The organism is Streptomyces sp. NPDC058457 (assembly GCF_042720695.1).
Taxonomy (GTDB): domain Bacteria; phylum Actinomycetota; class Actinomycetes; order Streptomycetales; family Streptomycetaceae; genus Streptomyces.
The window spans coordinates 18,042-37,573 of the sequence record NZ_JBHXLU010000032.1; the positions used below are offsets into that span (position 1 = coordinate 18,042).

The window sequence follows — 19,532 nt, forward strand, 5'->3', positions numbered from 1 at the left end:
AGGGGGGATCATGCAGCCGGCGCTGACGCTGAGGTACGTCCCGGAGGCCGACGACCTCCTCGAGCTGCTGATCCACGCTCCCGCGCGGCGGCGGGTGCGGAGGCGGGCGCTGGGCCAGGCGGTCGCCGTTCTCCTGATCCTGTGGGGCTCCCTGGTGGCGTTGGCCGCCCTGGAACCGCCCTGGCAGTGGTGGATTCCCGTCCTGGTGCTCGCTACGGTCCTCGTCCAGCACGTCGGCAGAGCCTTCGCCGCCTCTTCCCGGAGGCGTCTTCGCCGCAGGTCACGTGCGCTCTGGCGGCGTTCACCGAGGATGCAGCTGGCGCAGGAGGCCGAGATCGTACCGGAAGCCCTGACGATCCGCGCGGAGGGGCAGACGGCCACCTACTCCTGGTCGCAGTTCGGTTCGTGCACGGAGTCCGACCGACAGTTCGTTCTGCTGGACCGCACGGGCAGACCCTGGATCGCCCTGCCCAAGCGAGGCCTCTCCGACACCGCGCTCGTCCCGGTCTGCCGCGACCTGCTCACGCAGTACCTCGCAGGCCCCTCGCCCTCCCCGCCCCCTGCCCCCTCCGCCACCGCACCCACCGACGACCGGCCCCCCGCAAACGGCTGAGCGGCGGCTCGCTCCCCCGGCGACCGCCCGGGGCGCGCGGCGGAACGTGTGCTTCAGGCCACACCACGTCCCTACCTCCGGTCGGTGGGCCGGGTACTCCGTACGGGGTACCACTCCCGTGTGGACGCTCGCATGCGAGCGGGGGCACGCTGGGAGCTGCGGACCGGCTGTCCGGCCCTCCGGCTCTTGTGGCGGCGAGGAGGTCGACATGCGTACCCGGGTGCGTGGCTGGCGCTGGCGGCAGAACCCGCTGCGGCGCAAGTCCGACGTGGTGGAGGCGTGGATCGCGCTGGCCGTCGCGGTCCTGCTGGGCGTGGGCGCGCCCCTGGTGGGGGCGGTGACGGGGCTGTGGGCCTACGAGCAGGCGCGGTCGGTGGCGGCGGTGGAGCGGGCCGAGCGGCACATGGTCCGGGCCGTGGTCATCGGCGGCACTCCGGATCAGCTGCCCTCGGTGCAGGGCGGCGACCGGGCACACGCCTACGAGACGAATGTGCGCTGGACGGTCCCCGGCAAGGGGACGAAGACCGCCCTGGCCCGGGTGCCTGCGGGGACCCGGACCGGTGACGTGGTGGACGTGTGGTTCGACCGGCAGGGGCACGGGGTCGCCCCGCCGCCCGACGACATCGCCGTCTGGCAGCACACGGTCACCGTGGGGTTGTGCGGGGCGGCCGGCGCGGCGGCCGTGGTGCTGGTCGGCCATGGCGTCGTACGCCGGGTGGCGCTGCGCCACCGGCTCGCCGAGTGGGAGCAGGAGTGGGCGCGCACCGGACCGGACTGGACCCGTGGGCGCGCCTGAGACCCGCTGGTCGATCGAGAGCCGTTAGTCGGTCGTCTGCAGGCGGCGGGCCACGCGCGCGTGCGTGCGCAGCGCGTCCGCGAGCCCGGGCAGGACGGGCTCGCTCGCGTCGACCAGCACCCGCCCGCCGACCACCGTCATCCACGCCCGCGCGGGTCCGCAGCGCAGCCAGGCCTCGACGGGGTCGGTGAGGGCACCGGCCAGGGCGACCTCGTGGAGGTCCCAGACGACCAGGTCGGCGCAGGCTCCGGGGCGCAGATGGCCGAGCTCGTCGGCACGGCCCAGGCAGCGGGCCGAGCCGCGGGTGGCGATGTCCAGGGCGTCCCGGGCGGTCATGGCGGCGGGTCCGCCCCGGTAGCGGCCGAGCAGCAGGGCGTTGCGCGTCTCCATCCAGAGGGAGGCGTGGTCGGTGGAGGCCGAGCCGTCGCAGCCGATGCCCACGGGCAGCCCGAGGTCGCGCATCTCGCGGACGCGCGCGGTGCCGCCGCCGATGAGCATGTTGGAGCTCGGGCAGTGCGCCACTCCGACGCCCGCGGCGGCGAGGCGCCGCAGTTCGGCGTCGTTCGGGTAGATGCAGTGCGCGACCCAGGTGCGGTCGCTCACCCAGCCGCAGTCCTCGAAGTACTCGACGGGACGGCAGCCGTAGGTCTCCAGGCAGTAGATGTCCTCGTCGTGGTCCTCGGCGAGGTGGGTGTGCAGCCGGACGTCGTACCGCTCGGCGAGTTCGGCGGTCGCCGTCATCACCTCCTTGGTCACCGAGAAGGGCGAGCAGGGGGCGAGCGCGACCCGGATCAGGGCGCCGGGCCCAGGGTCCAGTGGAACGCACTCCAGGGCGGTTTAACTCGATCGTGTGATGGTCGGCTTCCGGGCTTGTGGTGGCCTGGGCCGTTCAGGCTACGGCGATCGCGCGATCTGGGACACCGGGTACGGCGCCAGCGTGCGGGGCCCCTGCTCCACCAGAGTGATGGTTCAGGGCCTCCCCGTCGCCTCTGGCCGTACTCATTTGGCCAGGTCGCGAAGGAACCGGCCTCCTGGGATCGGACCACGGACAGGATCCGTGTCGCCGCCCCGGGGTCGAGTACGCCGGGGACCTGGGGGTACCTCCCACGCCCTTAAGGCAGTGGGGGAGCGCCCAAGACCGTTCGGGGCGTGCGGCCGAGTGGGCTTACACCTGCCAGGTCCACAGGAACGGTAGAGGGTGGTCAGCCACTCGAAGAGGAAGCCGTTCACAGCGGGGGCCCGTTCGGACTCGGAGACGACCGTACGGGCCTCGGGCTCGCTGCCCGCCGCCCCGACCGATGTGACCCGACCACCCGCTATGGCCATCCAGCCGCCCGGGATCTCCCGCCCGCCGTCCACGACGAGCAGGCTGGCGTCTCTGACCAGCAGATCAACAGCTGACGGCATGGGCCCGTGGTAGGGGTCGGTCGGCGCAGAGGCCTGGTGATTCGTCGGACCATCCACGTACGGTGTGATCATCCGCACCTTCCCTTCACCAAGGCGGTTGTAGATGGCCCTGTTCGACCTTCCCCTGGACGAGCTCCGCGAACACCGCAGCGAGTCGACGGCACCCGAGGACTTCGACTCGTTCTGGTCCAAGACGCTCCAGGAGGCCCGCGAGCACGATCTCGACGCCCGCTTCGAGCCGGTCGACACCGGGCTGTCCACGGTCGACGTCTACGACGTGACGTTCGCCGGGTTCGGCGGCCACCCGGTCAAGGGCTGGCTGCGACTGCCGGCCGGCGCCACCGGACCGCTGCCGCTGGTCGTGGAGTTCGTCGGGTACGGCGGCGGGCGCGGGCTGCCGCACGAGAACCTGCTCTGGGCGTCGACGGGACGGGCGCACTTCACGATGGACACCCGGGGCCAGGGCAGCGCCTGGGGCGGCGGCGGCGCCACCGCCGACCCGGTGGGCGGCGCGCCGGCCTTTCCCGGGTTCATGACGCGGGGCATCGACGCGCCGGAGAACTACTACTACCGGCGGGTGTTCACGGACGCGGTGCGGGCCGTGGAGGCCGCCCGTTCGCACCCGCTGGCCGACGCGACGCGGACCGTGGCGCTCGGGGCCAGCCAGGGCGGCGGGATCACCATCGCGGTCGGCGGCCTGGTCCCCGACCTGGTCGCGGTCGCCCCCGACGTGCCGTTCCTGTGCGACTTCCCGCGCGCCACAAAACTGACGGACCGTCACCCGTACCGGGAGATCGCCCTGTTCCTCAAGACCCACCGCGGCCGCTCGGCGGACGTGCAGCGCACTCTCTCCTATTTCGACGGGGTGCACTTCGCGGCGCGCGGCCGGGCCCCGGCGCTGTTCTCGGCGGCCCTGGAGGACCAGACCTGCCCGCCCTCAACGGTCTACGCGGCCTTCAACTCCTGGGCGCACGAGGACAAGGCGATCGAGGTGTACGACTACAACGACCACGAGGGCGGCGGCCCTTACCACGAGGCGGCGAAGGTGCGCTGGCTGCGCTCGTACGTCTGAGGAGGCGGCGGAGATGGACACGCGCGAGGCCGCCGAGCGGTTCGTCCGGGTCTGGGAGCGGGGCTGGGCCGCGCACGACGTGGACGCACTGCTCGCCCTGTATGCCGAGGACTGTGTGCACCGCTCGATGCCGTTCCGGGCCCCGCACCGGGGGCGGGACGAACTCGCCTCCTATCTGCGCTGGTCGTTCGAGGCGGAGCGGGTGCCGGACGTCAGGTTCTCGGCCCCGCTGGTGGGCCCGGACGGGGTCGCGGCGGCGGAGTTCCGGGTGCGGTCCGAGGAGGAGGGTGCGGCGGCCACACTGGCCGGATGCGTGTTCGTGCGCTTCGACGCACAGGGGCTCGCGGTGGAGACCCGCGACTACTGGCACACCGCCGAGGGGCACCAGGAGCCGTCCGGGCGGCTCTTCCTTCTCTGACCTTCCCTCCAGTCCGACCAGTCGGTACGTTCGGGGTGCCCGGGCCGCAGCGTCGCGGTCCGGGTTTTCCGGCGTACGACGGAGGGCGCATGTCCGAGCACGAACCACAGCCACAGCCGCATGTCCACGGCCACTGCGATCCGCGTTTCGGGGCTGTACGGGAGGCGTTCGAGGAGAACTTCCGGGACCGGGAGGAGCTGGGTGCCGCCGTCGCGGTGACGGTCGGCGGCGAGACCGTGGTGGATCTCCGGGGCGGCTGGGCGGATCCGGCTCGCACCCGGCCGTGGGAGCGCGACACCGTGGTCAACGTCTGGTCCACCACCAAGGGCCCGGTGGCCCTGTGCGCGCACATCCTGGCCGACCGGGGGCTGCTCGACCTCGACGCGCCGGTGGCCGGCTACTGGCCCGAGTTCGCGGCGGCCGGCAAGGAGGGCGTCCTGGTCCGCCATCTGCTCTCACACCGGGCCGGGCTGTCCGGCCTGCGCTCGCCGCACTCGCTCCAGGAGTTGTACGACTGGGAGCTGACGACCGCGCGGCTGGCGGCGACGGAGCCCTGGTGGGAGCCGGGGACCAGGTCCGGGTACCACGCGCTGACCTACGGCTTCCTGGTCGGCGAGGTGGTGCGGCGGGTGTCAGGGCTGCTGCCGGGGGCGTTCCTGGAGCAGGAGGTCACCGGGCCGCTGGGGATCGACTTCACCGTCGGGCTGCCGGAGAAGGAGTCGGGCCGGGCGGCCGAACTGGTGCATCCCCGGGTCGTGTCGGACAGCGAACAGGCTGCGATCTTCAGCCAGTTGGCGCCGGCCGCCGTCGCCGCGCTGGCCAACCCGGGTGTGGGCGCGAGCGCGGCGAACACCCCCGAGTGGCGGGCGGCCGAGATCCCGGCGGCCAACGGGCACGGCACGGCCCGGGCGGTCGCGGCGCTGTACGGGGTGTTCGCCGGCCGGGGCGAGTACGGCGGCCGGCGCGTGCTGTCGCCGGAGGCGGCCGAGCGGGTGCGGGAGGGTCAGGGCAGCTGCCGTGACCTGGTACTGGGGGCGGGTTTCGAGCACGAGACCGAGATCGGCCTCGGGCTCTGGCTGAGCGGGTCGAACGGCTCGTACGGGCCGAACCCGCGCGCCTTCGGACACGACGGGTTCGGCGGCTCCTGCGGGTTGGCCGACCCGGAAGCAGGGGTCTCCCTCGGATACGTCATGAACCGCATGGGACCGCGGATCGCGGACGACCCCCGGAAGACAGCCCTGGTCAAGGCCGTTTACGCGTGTCTGTGAGGCCCGCACGGTTTCGGCCGAACCGGTCGGACGCTCTTCCCTGATGGTTTAGACCAATGCTAGATGTGGTCGCGGACCGAACCCGCACGGCTACGTCTTGTCATCGGGCCCGCCGGCAGGCGTCAGCACGCCTGTCCGCGTGCCCGGTGACCAAGCCCTGTCACCCACAGGAGGCGCGGCATGGCCCGCACCACCCCCCACGACCACTCCGAGAGCGAAGGGCAGCCCCTGTACTGGCGGATCGCGACACAACTCCTCGGCGAACTGCGCGACGGCACCCTGCCGCCGGGTGAACGGCTGCCCGCGGAACGGCAGTTGGCACAGCACTTCGGGGTCAGCCGGGAGACCGTCCGGCAGGCGCTGGAGGTACTGCGGCACAGCGGACTGGTGGCCACCGACCGGCGCGGCAGCCACGCGACCCTGCACGGCCGTCCGGTGGAGAACCCGGTCTCGCTGGCCTTCCCGGTGGGCGCCGGGACCACGGAACACGGCGCGGTAGACCGGGCCACGGTCACCTGGGAGGAGCCGCCGCCCGAGCACGCGGCGGCCCTGGGGCTGGCCCCGCACCGGCCGACCCTGGTGCACCGCTACGAGTCCGCCTCCCCCGACGGACACGCCCTGCGCACCGCCGTGACCTCCTTCTCGACGGTGGCCCTGACCGAGGTCGAGGAACTCGGACGCTACCGGGACCGGGCGGACGGCTGTACCGCCGCGCAGCTGCGCCGGGCGTACGACTGGATGCGCAAGGCCGGCCTCACCCTCCACCACCGGGACTCCATCACCCAGGTCGCGGACGCGTCCTCGGTCCGGGTGACGCGTCGGGTGCACGACCAGTACGCCCGCCCGCTGGAGATCACCGACCTGGTGGTGGACGCCCAGCAGGACGCGCTGGTCTACGAGTTCACGGTCCCTGCCGCGGGCTGACCGGGCCGGGCCACCACCAGCCGGGCGCGCGGGCTGCCGTCGTCGCGCTCGCCGAACTCGGGCAGCGGGTACAGGTCCGTGCCGAACCCCGCCCGCGCCAACTCGCCCAGTACATCGCCGAGTCGGAAGGCCCGGTAGTACATGACGAACGGCGGCCGCCACAGGGCGTTGCGCACCCGCATCACGGCGTCGAAGCCCAGCAGCATCCAGAACCCGGGGCTGGTGGGCCGCGGCGGCGCGAGTACCGGGAAGGCGAAGGTGCCGCCCGGCCGCAGCACCGCGCGCACCTGACCGAAGAGGCCGGGCAGTTCCCGGGGCAGGAAGTGGCCGAACGCCCCGAAGCTGACGACCAGGTCAAAGGCGGGCCCGAACGGCAGGGCCCGGGCGTCGCCGCGCACATACGCGACGTCCGGGCCCTCGGGCGGGGTCTGCCGGCGGGCGACCGCCAGCATGCCGGCGCTGAAGTCGACCCCGGTGGCGCTGTGCCGGCACACCTGGGCCAGCACCTCGGTGCCGGCTCCCGTCCCGCAGCACAGGTCGAGGCCGTCCTCGAAGGGGCCGAGCGGAACGAGCGCCTTCGCGACCGCCTGCAACACCGAGTCGGGTGTCCGGAAGGGGGTGTGGTCGAACTTCGGGGCCAGCAGGTCGTAACCGCGCTCCACCGAGGACAGGGCCTGGACGGCGAGTTCACGGAGGCTCGGGCCTTCGGGGCTGAACATCCGGCCAGCTTACGGGAGCTCCCGCCGCCGGACGCGGAGGAGGCGCGGACCGTGGAAGGGACCGCGCCTCCGGCCTGGTGTCACGCCACGGCGCCTGATGTCACGCCAGGGCGCCGGGCGTCACGCCACGGTCAGCGTGAGGGCGCCCGTGTAGGTGGAGCCCGCGGTGATCGCCGTCTCGGTGCCGTCGACCGTCAGCTTCACGGTCCTGCCGCGCGGTGCCCGCACGGCCGCGTCGGCCGCGAGGGTGAGACTGGTCAGGTACGACGTCCCGGTGACCGTCCAGGTGGCGCCGCTGTTCAGCTTGACCACCACGCCGTTGTTGACGGCGGCCTGCACGGTGTTGGTGACGATGCCCAGCTCGTAGAAGGTGGACGAGTCGATCGAGGACACCCGGTGCTTGGCCTTGGTCGCCGAGATGACGCCCTCGACGGACGAGTCCTCGAAGGTGAGGACCATGTTCCTGCCGTTGCGCACGCCGTTGTAGAAGTCGCCCTTCAGCCTGATGGAGCTGAAGGTGGCGGCACCGTCGGTGGAGTGGACGGCGGTGACGTCGAAGGAGGAGTTCTTGGTCGGGTCGGTGGTGGGCTCGGTGTAGACGCCGACGTTCATCATCTTGCCGTTGACGCGGACCGGGCCGGGGTCGTCCAGCTCGATCATCTGGAGGATGATGCCGTCGCGCGGGTTGAGCCGGGCGCCCTTGGAGCCGTCGACCGAAATGGTGGTCTGCTGGCCCTTGTTGAGGAAGGTGGCCCGCTCCGAGTTGATGACGGTGCCGCCGTCCAGGGTGAGTTGACCGGCGCCGAAGAACATGTAGCCGAAGTGACCGGAGTTGACCACCGTGCTGCGCTCCGGAATGCTCCGCAACTCGGCGTTGGACAGGCCGAGATCCAGCTCGGTGTTGAGGGCGGCGACGGCGTCGCGGGTGCTGTCGCCGTAGTGCACGACGGCGGCCGGCCCGGCGATGATCGTCGCGTAGGAGCCGACGTCGAAGCGGGAGCCGAGGACGCGGACGGTGGCGTCGCCGATGGCGTAGGTGCCATAGCCGTAGTCGCCGGTGTTGCCGACGTGGCTGTTGATCGCGGTCAGCTTCAGGCCGCTGCCGCCCTCGACCGACAGCGCGCCCCAGGTCTCGGAGAACACGGTCGAGTTGAGGTAGGTGGCGATGCTGCCCTTGCCGATCAGGTTGGTGGCGCGGACGTTGCCGTCCAGGCCCAGCATCCAGGGCACCGACTCCATGTACGGGGTCTCGACGGTGGCCTCGTAGTCGGCGGGCAGGACGCCGTTGCGGGCGCGCAGGAAGGAGTCCTTGACGAGGACGTTGGCTCCGTTGTTGGCGATGACGGTGGTGCGGACCACGCCCTTGTTGCTGATCCGGGCGCCGTCCACGACCAGCTTGGTCGCGGAGCCGTCGCCGACCACGGCCGCGCCGTACCCGGCGAAGTCCGAACGGCCGTTGCCGTCCAGGGTGATGGTCGGGCTCTGCAGGGTGTAGTCGGCGCTCTCGACGTAGACGCCGTTGAAGCACTCGCCGGTGGACGCGATCGACACGTTGCGGGCGGCCGTGTCGGTGACCTTGCCGCCGCGTACGGCGGACAGCACGGACTTCGCGGAGTCGACCCCGTCCGAACCGACGTACAGGGCCTGCCGGAACGGGAAGGTCAGCGTCTGGTAGGTGACGTCGTTGGACTCGGCGACCGTGAGGACGACGTCGCCGCGGTAGGTGCCGGCCTGGATCAGGGTCGCGGTGCCGCCGGTCTCGGTGAGCAGCTGGCCGGTCTCCACACCGTCGACGGTGAGGCTGATGTCGTACCCGTCCGGGGCGACGATCTTGCCGCCGTCGCCGATGGTCAGCTGGCTGACCTTGGTGGTCGCGGCGAGTTCGTAGGTCTCCCCCGCGGCGACGGAGATCGTCCTGCCCGACGCCTTCGGCGCGGCGGTGGCGGTGCCGGAGGCGACCGGAACGAGCACGGCCGCTGTCGTGGCGGAACCGGCGATCAGGAACGAGCGTCGGGATGTCAGCGTCATTGCAGGCCTTTCCACGGGTGGAGTGCGCGAGTGCGCCGTCGCGCAGAGTTACGAGTCGCCGGTCGGAACCAGGGCGACGAAGGCACCTGAGGTGCGCAGGTTGGAGTGAATCAGCCTCGGTAAAACCGGGACAGGCCTTGCACACACGCATCCCGGAACCCGATGCCTTCGATCGTGCGGCCCACTTCATGGCGATCACACAGAGTGGCCACAGCCCCCGGTCGTGAGCACGCACGACGGCGAGGCGGACGGCCCGCATGCCGTCCACCTCGCCGGGTTCTCAAAGCTGATCTACGCCGGTGCGATCATCCCCGCCGACAGGTCGATGTCCGCCCCGCACAGCCCCGGCATCGCCAGCATGGCGACCAGTGCCCGCGCGACCTCGTCCTCCTCCACCAGCCGGCCGAGCGCGGCCCGGGAGGCGAAGTCCCGTTCGGCCTCCTCGACGGTGCAGCCGGTGAGTTCGGCGGTGAGCCGGAAGTTGCGGTCCATGCGGGGTCCCCGGACCGGGCCCGGGGAGAGGGAGTTGACCGCGACGCCCTGCGGGCCCACCTCGCCCGCCAGCGTCCGGGTGAGGCCGATCAGCGCCATCTTGGAGGCGGTGTACGGCGTGCGGTTGAGCAGCGGGCGCTTGCCGCTGACCGAGGCGACGTTGACGATGTCGCCCCGCCCGGCGGCGAGCATGGGCGGCAGGAACGCCCGGCACATGAGGTAGACGCCGCGTACGTTGGCGGCGAACACGTCGTCCCACTCGTCGGGTTCGATGTCGACGAGCGGCCGCACCGGTCCCGCGACGCCGGCGTTGTTGACGAGCAACGACACGTCCTCGTCGGCGAGTCCGGCGGCCAGGGCGCGTACCGACACGGGGTCGGAGACGTCGCACACCGCCGTGCGGGCCGCCTCGCCCACCTTGGCCGCCGCCTCCGCCAGGGCCTGCTCGTTCCGGCCGACGAGGACCACCCGGGCACCGGCGTCGGCGAGCGCCAGCGCGAAGGCCCGGCCGAGCGGCCCTCCCCCGCCGGTGACCAGGGCCGTACGGCCGTCCAGACTCACGCTTCGTTCCACGGCAGCGCGTCGCCCGCGGCCCTCGCGGCCCGTACGTCGCCCGAGCGGGCATGGCCCTCGAACAGCTCGACCCGGGACGCGCGCCCGCACAGCCGCCCGAGCAGGGCCTGCGAGGCGGTGTCGGTGACCTCCTGGTAGGTGACGGTCTTGAGGTACTTCCCCACCCAGAGGCCGCCGGTGTAGCGGGCGGCACCACGTGTGGGCAGCACATGGTTCGTGCCGATGACCTTGTCGCCGAACGACACACAGGTGCCCTCGCCGAGGAACAGGGCGCCGTACTGGGTCATCCTCTCCAGCGCGAGGCGCGGCTCCGACGTGAGCACCTCGACGTGTTCGAAGGCGAACGCGTCGGCGAGTTCGTACAGTTCGTCGATCGATTCGACGACGTGCACCTGGCCGTGGTTGCGCCAGGCGAGCTCCGCGTAGTCGCGGGTGGGCATGCCGGGCAGGAGGCGCTCGACCTCGGCGACGGTCCGCTCGGCGACCTCGCGGGAGGTGGTGATCAGGACCGCCGGGGAGTCCGGGCCGTGCTCGGCCTGGGAGAGCAGGTCGACCGCGCAGACGAACGGGTCCGCCTGGTCGTCGGCGAGGACCAGGATCTCGGTGGGTCCGGCGAACAGGTCGATCCCGATCTCGCCGAACAGCTGGCGCTTGGCCTCGGCCACATAGGCGTTGCCGGGTCCTGCGATGAGGTTGACGGGCTCCATGGTGTCGGTGCCCACGGCCATCGCGGCCACCGCCTGGACGCCGCCGAGCAGCCAGATCTCGTCGGCGCCCGCGAGGTGCATGGCGGCGACGGTTGCGGCGGGGATCTCGCCGTGGATCGGCGGAGTGCAGGCGACCACCCGCTCCACGCCCGCCACCTTGGCGGTGACGATGGTCATGTGGGCGGAGGCGGTGAGCGGGTAGCGGCCGCCGGGGATGTAGGCGCCGGCCGCCTGCACGGGGATGTGCTTCTGGCCGAGCTTCACGCCCGGCAGTGTCTCCACCTCGAACTCGCCCATCGAGTCGAGCTGGTGGCGGGCGAAGTTGCGGACCTGCTCCTGGACGAACCTGATGTCGTCGATGACCTGCTGCGGCACCGAGGCGACGATCTTCTCGACCTCCTCCGCGCTCAGCCGGAAGGAGTCGGGGCTCCACTTGTCGAACTTCTCGGAGTACTCGCGGACGGCCGCGTCACCGCGCTCGCGGATGTCCGCGATGACACCGGTGACGGTCTCCCGCACCTGGTCGAGGGAGGCGGCCACCTCGGCCCCGGGCACGGCATGCTTCAGGATCTCTGCCACAACTGCGGCCTTTCTCAGGAGATTTCGCTCGGGAGGGGGATCACACCGGGGGCGCTTCGAAGAGCACGTCGGGGTCGTTGAACTGCTCCTTGGCGACCGACTCGCTCATCGGGTCGGCGGTGCCCCACTGGTCCTGGGTGATCGGGTCGTCCACGTCGTGCCGGCCGGGGTGCCACAGGTCCTCTTCGAGGACGGCGAGCTCGGTGGTGTACTCGACAGTGTTGCCGTGCGGGTCGTGGAAGTAGGAGAAGGTGTTGTCGCCCGCCAGGTGCCGTCCCGGACCCCAGGTGAGCCGGGTCCCGGCGCGCAGCGCACGCCCGGTGCCGCGCATGTACTCCTCCACACCCCGCATCTCGAACGAGGCATGGTGCAGCGACACATGGGGCCCGCGCGCGATGGCGAAGGAGTGGTGCAGCGGGCTGCACCGCAGGAAGTACATGAGGTCGCCCATGTGCGTGGAGTACAGGGTGTCGGTGAGCCGGAAGCCGAGGTTCTGGATGTAGAAGTCCCGCAGCCCCTCCGGGTCCTGGGAGTTGACCACGCAGTGCGAGAGCCGCACCGGGATGGCCTCGCGCTCCTCGATCCTGCGATGGGTGCGGGTGGCCACGTCGGCCGAGACCTCGACGACCCGCCCGTCGGGGTCGAAGAAGCGCAGCCCGTAGCCGCCGCCGGGGGTGTCCAGCGCCCGCGGCTCGTGGATGATCCGCACCCCGGCCCGCCCCAGCCGCACCGCGAGTTCGTCGACGGCCGCCGGTGACACGGCACCGAAGGCGACGAGGTCCATCCGCTTCCGCTCGTCCTCGCGGATGCGCACGATGTACTGCTCGGGGCTGCCCTCGGCGGCGAAGAACGCGATGCCGCTGTCGTTCGCGACCTCGGTCAGACCCCAGGTGGTGCCGTAGAAGGCGCGCTGGGTGGCGAAGTCCGGTACGGCCAGGTCGACATGGCGCAGATGGGTGATGGGCTGGAAGCTCATGCGTCGCTCCTGACGGTGTTGCGCTGATGGCCGAGGCCGGTGATCTCCGCGTCGATCACGTCTCCGGGCCTGAGGAAGACCCCCCAGTGCGCGCCGTTGCCGGCCGGGGAGCCGGTGAGCAGCAGGTCGCCGGGGCGCAGGGTGGTGGTCGTGGAGGCGTAGGCGATCAGCCGGGGAATGTCGAAGATCATGTCCTTGGTGGACTCGTCCTGCCGGACCACCCCGTTGTGCCGCAGCGTGATCCGCAGGTCGCCCGGGTCGCCGACGAAGTCCGCGGGGACCAGGAACGGCCCGGTCGGCAGGAAGGTGTCGGCGTTCTTGGCGGTGAACCAGTCGGTGCCGATGGCCTTCAGGTCGGGCCGGTACAGCCGGTCACGGGTGGTGAGGTCGTTGCTGATCGTGTACCCGGCGACGTACGGCATCGCCTCCGCGGCCGGAATGTTCTTCCCGGACCTGCCGATGACCAGGGCGAGTTCGAGCTCCCAGTCATGCTGTTCGCCGAGTGCGGGCAGCACGACGTCGTCGTACGGCCCGCACAGCGCGCGCGGCGAGCCGAGGAAGATGTAGGGGACTCCGCTGCGGATCCGCTCGTCCATCATGGTCTCGGCGTCGGCGCGGGCCTCCTCGGGGGTGGCGCCGTGCACGCTCTCCTTCTCGGCGGCGACCAGGTCGACCACGTGCTTGCGGTAGTTGGCGCCGCTCTGCAGGATCTGGCCGGGTTCGATCGGCGTCAGGACCCGCAGGTCGGCCAGGTTGCGCCAGGTGCCGTCGGTGGCCGCGGCCAGCTCGTGCAGGCGGGGCAGCCAGGTGTCCCAGTCCTCGACCAGCGCGCGCACCGACGCGACCGTGCCGGAGAGGTCACGGACCCGCGTGCCGGCGACCAGGCCGGGGAAGGGGGCCGCTCCGTCGCTGAAGGTGCCGAGCGCGAAGGGTCCGGCGTGGGAGGGGGAAGGTTCGGGCACGGGCGGCTCTCCTCGTACGGGTGGGGGCTCGCCTTCGACGCTAGGCATCCCGCCCGGTCGGCGGAAATGGCCGTTCACGATGGCTGCCATCACCCGCGCACTCCGCCGCGGCCTGCGCCGATGTGCGGCTCCGCCGCGGGGACCGCCATCGCCGTCGGGGATGGATGACGTCCCCCTTGCCGATGCCTCGATCCGTTGACCCTGCACCTACCGCCGATCAGGCTCGATGCCACCCCGAACCCGAGGAGCACACCGTGGTGGTCGAGCACGCCGAGCTGACCGTAGAGGAAGGCCGGGAAGCGGAATTCGAGGAGGTCTTCGGCAAGGCCCGCGAGGTGCTCGCCGAGGCGGACGGGTTCCGCTGGGCCGAGCTGCTGCGCTGCGCGGAGCGGCCGCGGACCTTCCTGCTGCTCGTCGGCTGGGCGTCGGTCGAGGCGCACACGGTCGGTTTCCGGGAGTCGGAGCGGTTCGCGCGCTGGCGGGCCCTGGTCGGCCCGTTCTTCGCCGCTCCGCCGGCCGTCGAGCACTACCGCGAGCTGGGCCCCCGCTTCACCGGCTGAAAGCTGCTGACCCCCCGCCATCTGCCTTTCTACTTTCGCAAGGATCGCCCATGCCCGTGAACAAGGTGCTCGTCGTCGGCGGCGGCATCACCGGAAGCGTGCTGTGTCTCGCCCTCGCCCAGCGCGGGGTCGGGGTGGAGCTCGTCGAGGTCTCGCCCCAGTGGTTCGGAGTGGGCCACGGCATCACCATCCAGGGCAACGCCCTCAAGGCGCTGCGCTCGGTCGGCGTGCTGGAGCGGGTGCTGGCCCGGGCGGTGCCGTTCGACCTCATGCGGCTGCGCCGGGCGGACGGCGGTCTGATCACCGAGCTGGAGACCCCGCACACCGGCGGCGCGGACCTGCCGTCCACGGCGGGCGCGCTCCGCTCGGACCTGCAGAACGCGCTGTGCGACGCGGTGTACGCGCACGGCGTCACCGTCCGCCTGGGCCTGAGCGTGCGCGGCCTCGACCAGTCCGCCGACCATGTGGACGTGACCTTCACCGACGGCTCCACCGACCGCTACGACCTGGTGGTCGGCGCGGACGGCATCAACTCGGCGATGCGCGCGCTCATCGGCATCACCGCCAGGCCCCGCCCGGTCGGCATGTCGATCTTCCGGGTGGTGGCCCGGCGCCCGGCCGAGATGGACTGCGCCGAGGTGTACTACGGCGGTCCCCGCTACAAGGCCGGCTACAGCCCGATCTCCGACGACCAGTGCTACGCCTACCTCCTCGACGAGAACCTGGACGCCTCCCTGATCGGCCCGCGCGCCTCGCTGGACCTGCTCCGTGAGCGCGGCGCCGGATACGGCGGCACCTGGGGGAAGATACTCGCCTCGCTGCCGGACGACACGGCCGTGGACTACCGCTGGATCGAGGCGGTGCTGGTCGACGAGGACTGGCACCGGGGCCGGGCCATGGTGGTCGGAGACGCGGCGCACGCCTGTCCGCCGCTGATCGCGCAGGGTGCCGCGATGTGCATGGAGGACGCGGTGCTGCTGGCCGAGCTGGTCACCGCCGACGAGCCGGTGGACCGGGCCCTGGCACGGTTCATGGCCCGGCGGCTGCCCCGCGTCCGCATGGTGCTGGACAACTCCCTCCAGCTCGCCGAGTGGGAGATCCACCCGGACACCCCGGGCGCCGACCCGGCCCGGATCATGTCGGAGACCCTCGCTTCCCTGACGGTGGCCGCATGAGCACGCCCGTCGTCGACTTCCACGGGCATCTCGCAGTCCCCGAGGCCGACGCCCTGGTGGCCGGTACCGCGGGCTTCGCGGCCGAGCTGGCCGCCGAGCAGCGGGCCCACTCCGCCGAGTCGCTGGCCGCCAACCGGGCCCAGCTCCAGCGTCTGGCGGGGAGGTTGACGGACGTGGACGTGCGGCTCGCCGACCTCGACACGATGGGCGTCGACATCCAGGTGGTCGGCCCGATGCCCATGCACCACTACTGGGCCGGCCCGGGCCTTGCGGTACAACTGGCCCGTACCGTCAACGAGGCGGTGGCCGCGCACTGTGCCGCCGCGCCCGGCCGGCTGTACGGCCTCGGCACCGTACCGCTCCAGCACCCGGACCTGGCGGTCGCCATGCTGGACAAGGCGGTCACCGAGCTGGGCCTGTACGGCATCAGCGTCTCCACCACCGTCGGGGGCCGCGAGCTGGCCGACCCCGCGCACGACGACGTCTGGCTGAAGGCCGAGGAGCTGGGCGCGGTCGTCTTCGTCCACCCCTGGGGCTGCTCGCTCGGCGAGCGGCTCGCCTCGAACTACCTGGGCAACACGGTCGGCCAGCCCACCGAGACCACGGTCGCGCTCTCCCGTCTGATCTTCACCGGGGTCCTGGACCGGTTCCCGGACCTGAAGCTGGTGGCCGCGCACGGCGGCGGCTACCTGCCGACGTACATCGGCCGCTCCGACCACGCCTGGCAGGTCCGGCCGGACGCGCGCGGCTGCGCCGAACCGCCCAGCTCCTATCTGCGGCGGATGTGGTTCGACGCCCTCGTCTACACGCCTCGCGCGCTGCGCCATCTGGTCGAGGAGGTGGGAGCGGACCGGGTGGTGCTCGGCACCGACCACCCCTTCGACATGGGGGTGACCGACCCGGTGGCCCGTCTGGACGCGGCGGGCCTCGACCCGGCCGCACGGGACGCGATCGCCGGGGGCAACGCCCTCGATCTGCTGCTGAAAGGACACACCCGATGACTCTGGGGCCCCTTGAGGAAGAGCTGGCCAAGGCCCGAGCCGCCTACCGCAACCGGGGCCGTTGGGGCGAGGCCGACGTGCTGGGCACGCTCAACTTCATCGACGACGCGATCCGCGCGCACGCCGCGGGTCTGGTCCGGCGCGGCCGCTCCTTCTCGCTGGCCCAGGGGTTCGACGGGCTCGGCGACCGAACTTCCACGCGATGGGACGGGTTGGGCCGCGGTCACGACAACAAGTATGCGTGGCACGGCGGTTCGCGCGCCGTCACCGACGGTGACTCCGTGACCGGCATCGAGCACCTGCGCGACGCCTTCACCGGCCGCGGGGTGCTGCTCGACGTCGGCCGGGCGGTCGGCGACGCGCGGGGTGAGCTCCCCGACGGCTACCCGATATCGGAGGAGCACCTGCGGGACGCCGTCGAGGCACAGGGCGCCACCTCCAGTGTGCGCCGGGGTGACATCGTTCTCGTCCGCACCGGACAGCTCGGCCGGGTACGCCGGCTCGGCGCCTGGGAGGGGTACGCGAGCGGGGACGCGCCCGGCCTGTCCTTCGCCACCCTGGGCTGGCTGCACCGCACCGAGATCGCGGCCGTCGCCACCGACACCTGGGGCCTGGAGGTGCGGCCGTCCGGGTTCGCCGAGCCGGCGGCCGAGCCGCTGCACCGGATCGCCGTCCCCCACCTGGGCCTGCCGCTGGGCGAGCTGTGGGACCTGGAAGCCCTCGCGGAGGACTGCGCGGCCGACGGTGTCTACGAGTTCCTGCTGGTCGCGGCACCCTTGCCGGGGACCGGCGCGGTCGGTACCCCCGTCAACCCCATCGCAGTCAAGTGAGCCGCCAGTGAACACCAACCGCTTCTCCGGCACCCTCCACCTCCCTGGTGACGAGGACTTCGAGGAGGCCGTGTTCGGCAGGGTCTTCAACGCCCGCCGCCCCGCCGACCGCACCCCCGCCGCCGTACTGAGGGCCGTCACCGAACAGGACGTCGTCGAGGGCGTACGGCTCGCCCTGGAGCGCGGCTGGCAGGTCGCCGTCCGCTCCGGCGGGCACAGCTGGGCCGCCTGGTCGGTGCGCCGGGACGCGCTGCTGATCGACCTCGGGGGCTTCCGCGAGATGGAGTACGACGGGACCACCGGGATCGTCACGGCCACCCCCAGCGTCAAGGGCGGTGACGAACTCAACCCGTTTCTCGGCGAGTTCGGGCGTTTCTTCAACGGCGGGCACTGTCCGTCCGTCGGCATCGGGGGCTTTCTGCTCCAGGGCGGGCAGGGCTGGAACGCGCGCGGCTGGGGCTGGGCGGCCGAGAACATCGTGGCGATCGACGTCGTCACGGCCGACGGCGAGCTGGTGCGTGCCGACGAGACGCGGCACAGCGACCTGTTCTGGGCGGCGCGCGGGGCGGGCCCCGGCTTCTTCGGCGTCGTCACCCGCTTCCACCTGCGCACCCGTCCCCTCCCCCGGCATCTCGCGCACACCGTGCACGCCTACCCGCTCGACCTCTTCGACGAGGTCATGACCTGGCTGCACGGCATCCACCACACGGTCTCCGACCTGGTGGAGATCGTCGCCCTCACCCAGACCCCGCCCGACCTCGACGGACCGGTGCTGCTGGTCACCGGCGTCTCGATGACCGACACCGCGGAAGAGGCTGCCGAGGCGCTCGCGCCGCTGCACGCCAATCCCTACGCGGACCAGGCCCTGTTCCGCGTCGAGGCGCAACCCACCACAATCGCCGAGCAGTTGACCGGGCAGCGCACCGCCAACCCCGAAGGCCACCGCTACTTCGTCGACAACGCCTGGCTGACCGGCAGCGCCGAGGAGGTCGTCCCGGCGATCCGCAAGGCGTTCACCGAGCACCCGACCCGGCAGACCTTCACCATCTGGTTCTCCATGGCGCCGCTGCGGCAACTCCCCGACATGGCTTTCTCGTTGCAGTCGGAGATCTACTGCGCGAGCTATGTCGTGTACGACGCCCCCGGGCGGGACGCGGAACTGCGCGGCTGGCTGGACGAGGCGATGGCGGCGATGCAGCCGGTGACCGCGGGCCAGTACCTCGGCGACTCCGACTTCACGGTACGGCAGCTGCGGTTCATGGGTGACGAGCAGTGGCGGCGGCTGAACGAGATCCGGGCCGCCCGTGACCCCAAGGGCGTGTTCGCCGGCCATCTGAGCGCCGGGACCGTCACCAACACCAACCACTGGGAGCAGTGAGCAGCCATGCGTTTCGCGACATACGAGCACGACGGCGAGGAGCGCGCCGGTGTGGTGCGGGACGGGGTGATCCATCCGCTGCCCGACGGGGTGAGCGTTCTCACACTCGTCGAAGCGGGCGTACTGTCCGCGGCCGGTGTCGAAGCCCTCAGGAAACCGGGCGAGCTGACGGTCGACGAGGTTCGGCTGCTGCCGCCGCTGAAGCCGCCGTCCATCCGGGACTTCGTCGGGTTCGAGGCCCACATCGAGGGCGTGTCGAAGTCGCTGGACGGTCTGGAGCACGTCCCGGAGGAGTGGTACCGGGCGCCCAACTTCTACTTCACCAACCCGCACGCGGCCTACGGCGCCCATGACGACGTGCCGGTCCCGGCGGGCTGCTCGGTGCTGGACTTCGAGCTGGAGGTCGGCGCGGTCATCGGCCGCAGCGGCCGGGACCTCACCCCGGGGCAGGCGAGGGACCACATCGTCGGCTACCTGGTCTTCAACGACTGGTCGGCGCGGGATCTCCAGAAGCCGGAGAAGAACCTCGGCCTGGGCTTCTCCAAGGGCAAGGACTTCGCCAACACGCTCGGCCCCTTCCTGGTCACCGCCGACGAGGTCGAGGACCGGCGGGACGCGGACGGCTTCCTGGACCTGGAGATGACGGTCACCCTGAACGGCGAGCTGATCGGCCGGGACACCCTCGCCAACGTCTCCTGGACGTTCGAGGAGATGATCGCCTACGCCAGCCGGGACGCCTGGGTACGCCCCGGGGACATCCTCGGCTCCGGCACCTGCGGCTGGGGCGCACTGGCGGAGTTCTGGGGCCGGCTCGGGGAGCGCACCCCGCCCCCGCTGCAGCCCGGCGACGAGGTGACGCTGACCGTGGAGCGGCTGGGCACGCTCTCCAACCGGATCGTGCCGGGGCGGGTGGACGCATACCTTCCGCGAGCCCGGAAGAGGGGCCGTACGCCGCGCCCCTAGCACCCCGAGCTGTGGGGGGCCTGTGGTGCGCGCGCGCCCCCCACCTGCGGGTATCCGGTGCCCGAATGCCTGGCATCGCATCTTCCTGTCA

General features: G+C 71.9%; 19 protein-coding genes. 12 read left to right on the top strand and 7 right to left on the bottom strand.

Features of this window, described 5'->3' with window-relative positions; translation table 11 throughout:
* Window positions 1-10: 10 nt before the first annotated feature.
* A complete protein-coding gene (locus ACFWPS_RS24675; RefSeq protein WP_383708323.1) occupies window positions 11-613 on the top strand; it encodes a YcxB family protein in 603 nt (200 codons plus the stop codon).
* 208 nt (window positions 614-821) lie between these two features.
* Complete coding sequence (locus ACFWPS_RS24680) at window positions 822-1,409, top strand: hypothetical protein (protein WP_383708324.1); 588 nt, start codon at window positions 822-824, stop codon at window positions 1,407-1,409.
* A gap of 24 nt (window positions 1,410-1,433) precedes the next feature.
* On the opposite strand, the gene ACFWPS_RS24685 is transcribed toward ACFWPS_RS24680, so the two are convergent.
* The gene (locus ACFWPS_RS24685; protein WP_383708325.1) at window positions 1,434-2,150 is read right to left on the bottom strand and encodes an amidohydrolase family protein; all 717 of its coding nucleotides are present in this window, start codon (window positions 2,148-2,150) and stop codon (window positions 1,434-1,436) included.
* Window positions 2,151-2,919: 769 nt separating this feature from the next.
* Between ACFWPS_RS24685 and ACFWPS_RS24690 the strand changes: the two genes are divergently transcribed.
* The 4 genes from ACFWPS_RS24690 (at window position 2,920) to ACFWPS_RS24705 (ending at window position 6,498) form a co-directional block, all read left to right on the top strand.
* Window positions 2,920-3,888, top strand: coding sequence for an acetylxylan esterase (locus ACFWPS_RS24690; RefSeq protein WP_383708326.1), 969 nt, complete (start codon window positions 2,920-2,922; stop codon window positions 3,886-3,888).
* A 13-nt stretch (window positions 3,889-3,901) separates the two neighbouring features.
* The gene (locus ACFWPS_RS24695) at window positions 3,902-4,306 is read left to right on the top strand and encodes a nuclear transport factor 2 family protein (RefSeq protein ID WP_383708327.1); all 405 of its coding nucleotides are present in this window, start codon (window positions 3,902-3,904) and stop codon (window positions 4,304-4,306) included.
* An 89-nt stretch (window positions 4,307-4,395) separates the two neighbouring features.
* A complete protein-coding gene (locus ACFWPS_RS24700) occupies window positions 4,396-5,574 on the top strand; it encodes a serine hydrolase domain-containing protein (protein ID WP_383708328.1) in 1,179 nt (392 codons plus the stop codon).
* Window positions 5,575-5,754: 180 nt separating this feature from the next.
* The gene (locus ACFWPS_RS24705) at window positions 5,755-6,498 is read left to right on the top strand and encodes a GntR family transcriptional regulator (protein WP_383708329.1); all 744 of its coding nucleotides are present in this window, start codon (window positions 5,755-5,757) and stop codon (window positions 6,496-6,498) included.
* On the opposite strand, the gene ACFWPS_RS24710 is transcribed toward ACFWPS_RS24705, so the two are convergent.
* The 6 genes from ACFWPS_RS24710 to ACFWPS_RS24735 all read right to left on the bottom strand — a co-directional run bounded on the left by ACFWPS_RS24710 (window position 6,468) and on the right by ACFWPS_RS24735 (window position 13,534).
* Window positions 6,468-7,217: a class I SAM-dependent methyltransferase gene (locus tag ACFWPS_RS24710; protein WP_383708330.1), complete on the bottom strand. Its 750-nt coding sequence runs from the start codon at window positions 7,215-7,217 to the stop codon at window positions 6,468-6,470. The genes ACFWPS_RS24705 and ACFWPS_RS24710 overlap by 31 nt on opposite strands.
* A gap of 120 nt (window positions 7,218-7,337) precedes the next feature.
* The gene (locus tag ACFWPS_RS24715; RefSeq protein WP_383708331.1) at window positions 7,338-9,245 is read right to left on the bottom strand and encodes a hypothetical protein; all 1,908 of its coding nucleotides are present in this window, start codon (window positions 9,243-9,245) and stop codon (window positions 7,338-7,340) included.
* A 291-nt stretch (window positions 9,246-9,536) separates the two neighbouring features.
* Window positions 9,537-10,298 (bottom strand): SDR family NAD(P)-dependent oxidoreductase, encoded by a 762-nt coding sequence (locus ACFWPS_RS24720; protein ID WP_383708332.1) that lies wholly within the window; start codon window positions 10,296-10,298, stop codon window positions 9,537-9,539.
* The gene (gene hisD / locus ACFWPS_RS24725) at window positions 10,295-11,596 is read right to left on the bottom strand and encodes a histidinol dehydrogenase (RefSeq protein WP_383708333.1); all 1,302 of its coding nucleotides are present in this window, start codon (window positions 11,594-11,596) and stop codon (window positions 10,295-10,297) included. Before hisD ends, ACFWPS_RS24720 begins: the two co-directional genes overlap by 4 nt.
* Before the next feature lie 40 nt (window positions 11,597-11,636).
* The gene (locus ACFWPS_RS24730; protein ID WP_383708334.1) at window positions 11,637-12,572 is read right to left on the bottom strand and encodes a VOC family protein; all 936 of its coding nucleotides are present in this window, start codon (window positions 12,570-12,572) and stop codon (window positions 11,637-11,639) included.
* Window positions 12,569-13,534: a fumarylacetoacetate hydrolase family protein gene (locus tag ACFWPS_RS24735; RefSeq protein WP_383708335.1), complete on the bottom strand. Its 966-nt coding sequence runs from the start codon at window positions 13,532-13,534 to the stop codon at window positions 12,569-12,571. The genes ACFWPS_RS24730 and ACFWPS_RS24735 overlap by 4 nt, the downstream gene beginning before the upstream one ends.
* 254 nt (window positions 13,535-13,788) lie before the next feature.
* On the opposite strand from ACFWPS_RS24735, the gene ACFWPS_RS24740 reads away from it, so the two are divergent.
* The 6 genes from ACFWPS_RS24740 to ACFWPS_RS24765 are packed head-to-tail and all read left to right on the top strand — an operon-like array spanning window position 13,789 to window position 19,441.
* The gene (locus ACFWPS_RS24740) at window positions 13,789-14,094 is read left to right on the top strand and encodes an antibiotic biosynthesis monooxygenase (RefSeq protein ID WP_217553618.1); all 306 of its coding nucleotides are present in this window, start codon (window positions 13,789-13,791) and stop codon (window positions 14,092-14,094) included.
* A 50-nt stretch (window positions 14,095-14,144) separates the two neighbouring features.
* Window positions 14,145-15,269: an FAD-dependent monooxygenase gene (locus tag ACFWPS_RS24745; RefSeq protein ID WP_383708336.1), complete on the top strand. Its 1,125-nt coding sequence runs from the start codon at window positions 14,145-14,147 to the stop codon at window positions 15,267-15,269.
* Window positions 15,266-16,270 carry an amidohydrolase family protein gene (locus tag ACFWPS_RS24750; protein ID WP_383708337.1) on the top strand — a complete coding sequence of 335 codons (1,005 nt, stop codon included), beginning with the start codon at window positions 15,266-15,268 and terminating at the stop codon, window positions 16,268-16,270. The genes ACFWPS_RS24745 and ACFWPS_RS24750 overlap by 4 nt, the downstream gene beginning before the upstream one ends.
* Complete coding sequence (locus ACFWPS_RS24755; RefSeq protein ID WP_383708338.1) at window positions 16,267-17,100, top strand: cyclase family protein; 834 nt, start codon at window positions 16,267-16,269, stop codon at window positions 17,098-17,100. The genes ACFWPS_RS24750 and ACFWPS_RS24755 overlap by 4 nt, the downstream gene beginning before the upstream one ends.
* Window positions 17,101-17,107: 7 nt before the next feature.
* The gene (locus ACFWPS_RS24760) at window positions 17,108-18,478 is read left to right on the top strand and encodes an FAD-binding oxidoreductase (protein WP_383708339.1); all 1,371 of its coding nucleotides are present in this window, start codon (window positions 17,108-17,110) and stop codon (window positions 18,476-18,478) included.
* 6 nt (window positions 18,479-18,484) lie between these two features.
* The gene (locus tag ACFWPS_RS24765) at window positions 18,485-19,441 is read left to right on the top strand and encodes a fumarylacetoacetate hydrolase family protein (RefSeq protein ID WP_383708340.1); all 957 of its coding nucleotides are present in this window, start codon (window positions 18,485-18,487) and stop codon (window positions 19,439-19,441) included.
* Window positions 19,442-19,532: the final 91 nt, after the last annotated feature.

Coding starts and splice junctions, on each gene's coding strand:
- ACFWPS_RS24730 (WP_383708334.1), bottom strand. CDS start 12,572: ATGAGCTTCCAGCCCATCACCCATCTGCGCCATGTCGACCTGGCCGTA.
- ACFWPS_RS24755 (WP_383708338.1), top strand. CDS start 16,267: ATGACTCTGGGGCCCCTTGAGGAAGAGCTGGCCAAGGCCCGAGCCGCC.
- ACFWPS_RS24765 (WP_383708340.1), top strand. CDS start 18,485: ATGCGTTTCGCGACATACGAGCACGACGGCGAGGAGCGCGCCGGTGTG.
- ACFWPS_RS24695 (WP_383708327.1), top strand. CDS start 3,902: ATGGACACGCGCGAGGCCGCCGAGCGGTTCGTCCGGGTCTGGGAGCGG.
- ACFWPS_RS24700 (WP_383708328.1), top strand. CDS start 4,396: ATGTCCGAGCACGAACCACAGCCACAGCCGCATGTCCACGGCCACTGC.
- ACFWPS_RS24685 (WP_383708325.1), bottom strand. CDS start 2,150: ATGACGGCGACCGCCGAACTCGCCGAGCGGTACGACGTCCGGCTGCAC.
- ACFWPS_RS24745 (WP_383708336.1), top strand. CDS start 14,145: ATGCCCGTGAACAAGGTGCTCGTCGTCGGCGGCGGCATCACCGGAAGC.
- ACFWPS_RS24715 (WP_383708331.1), bottom strand. CDS start 9,245: ATGACGCTGACATCCCGACGCTCGTTCCTGATCGCCGGTTCCGCCACG.
- ACFWPS_RS24705 (WP_383708329.1), top strand. CDS start 5,755: ATGGCCCGCACCACCCCCCACGACCACTCCGAGAGCGAAGGGCAGCCC.
- ACFWPS_RS24710 (WP_383708330.1), bottom strand. CDS start 7,217: ATGTTCAGCCCCGAAGGCCCGAGCCTCCGTGAACTCGCCGTCCAGGCC.
- ACFWPS_RS24690 (WP_383708326.1), top strand. CDS start 2,920: ATGGCCCTGTTCGACCTTCCCCTGGACGAGCTCCGCGAACACCGCAGC.
- ACFWPS_RS24750 (WP_383708337.1), top strand. CDS start 15,266: ATGAGCACGCCCGTCGTCGACTTCCACGGGCATCTCGCAGTCCCCGAG.
- ACFWPS_RS24680 (WP_383708324.1), top strand. CDS start 822: ATGCGTACCCGGGTGCGTGGCTGGCGCTGGCGGCAGAACCCGCTGCGG.
- ACFWPS_RS24675 (WP_383708323.1), top strand. CDS start 11: ATGCAGCCGGCGCTGACGCTGAGGTACGTCCCGGAGGCCGACGACCTC.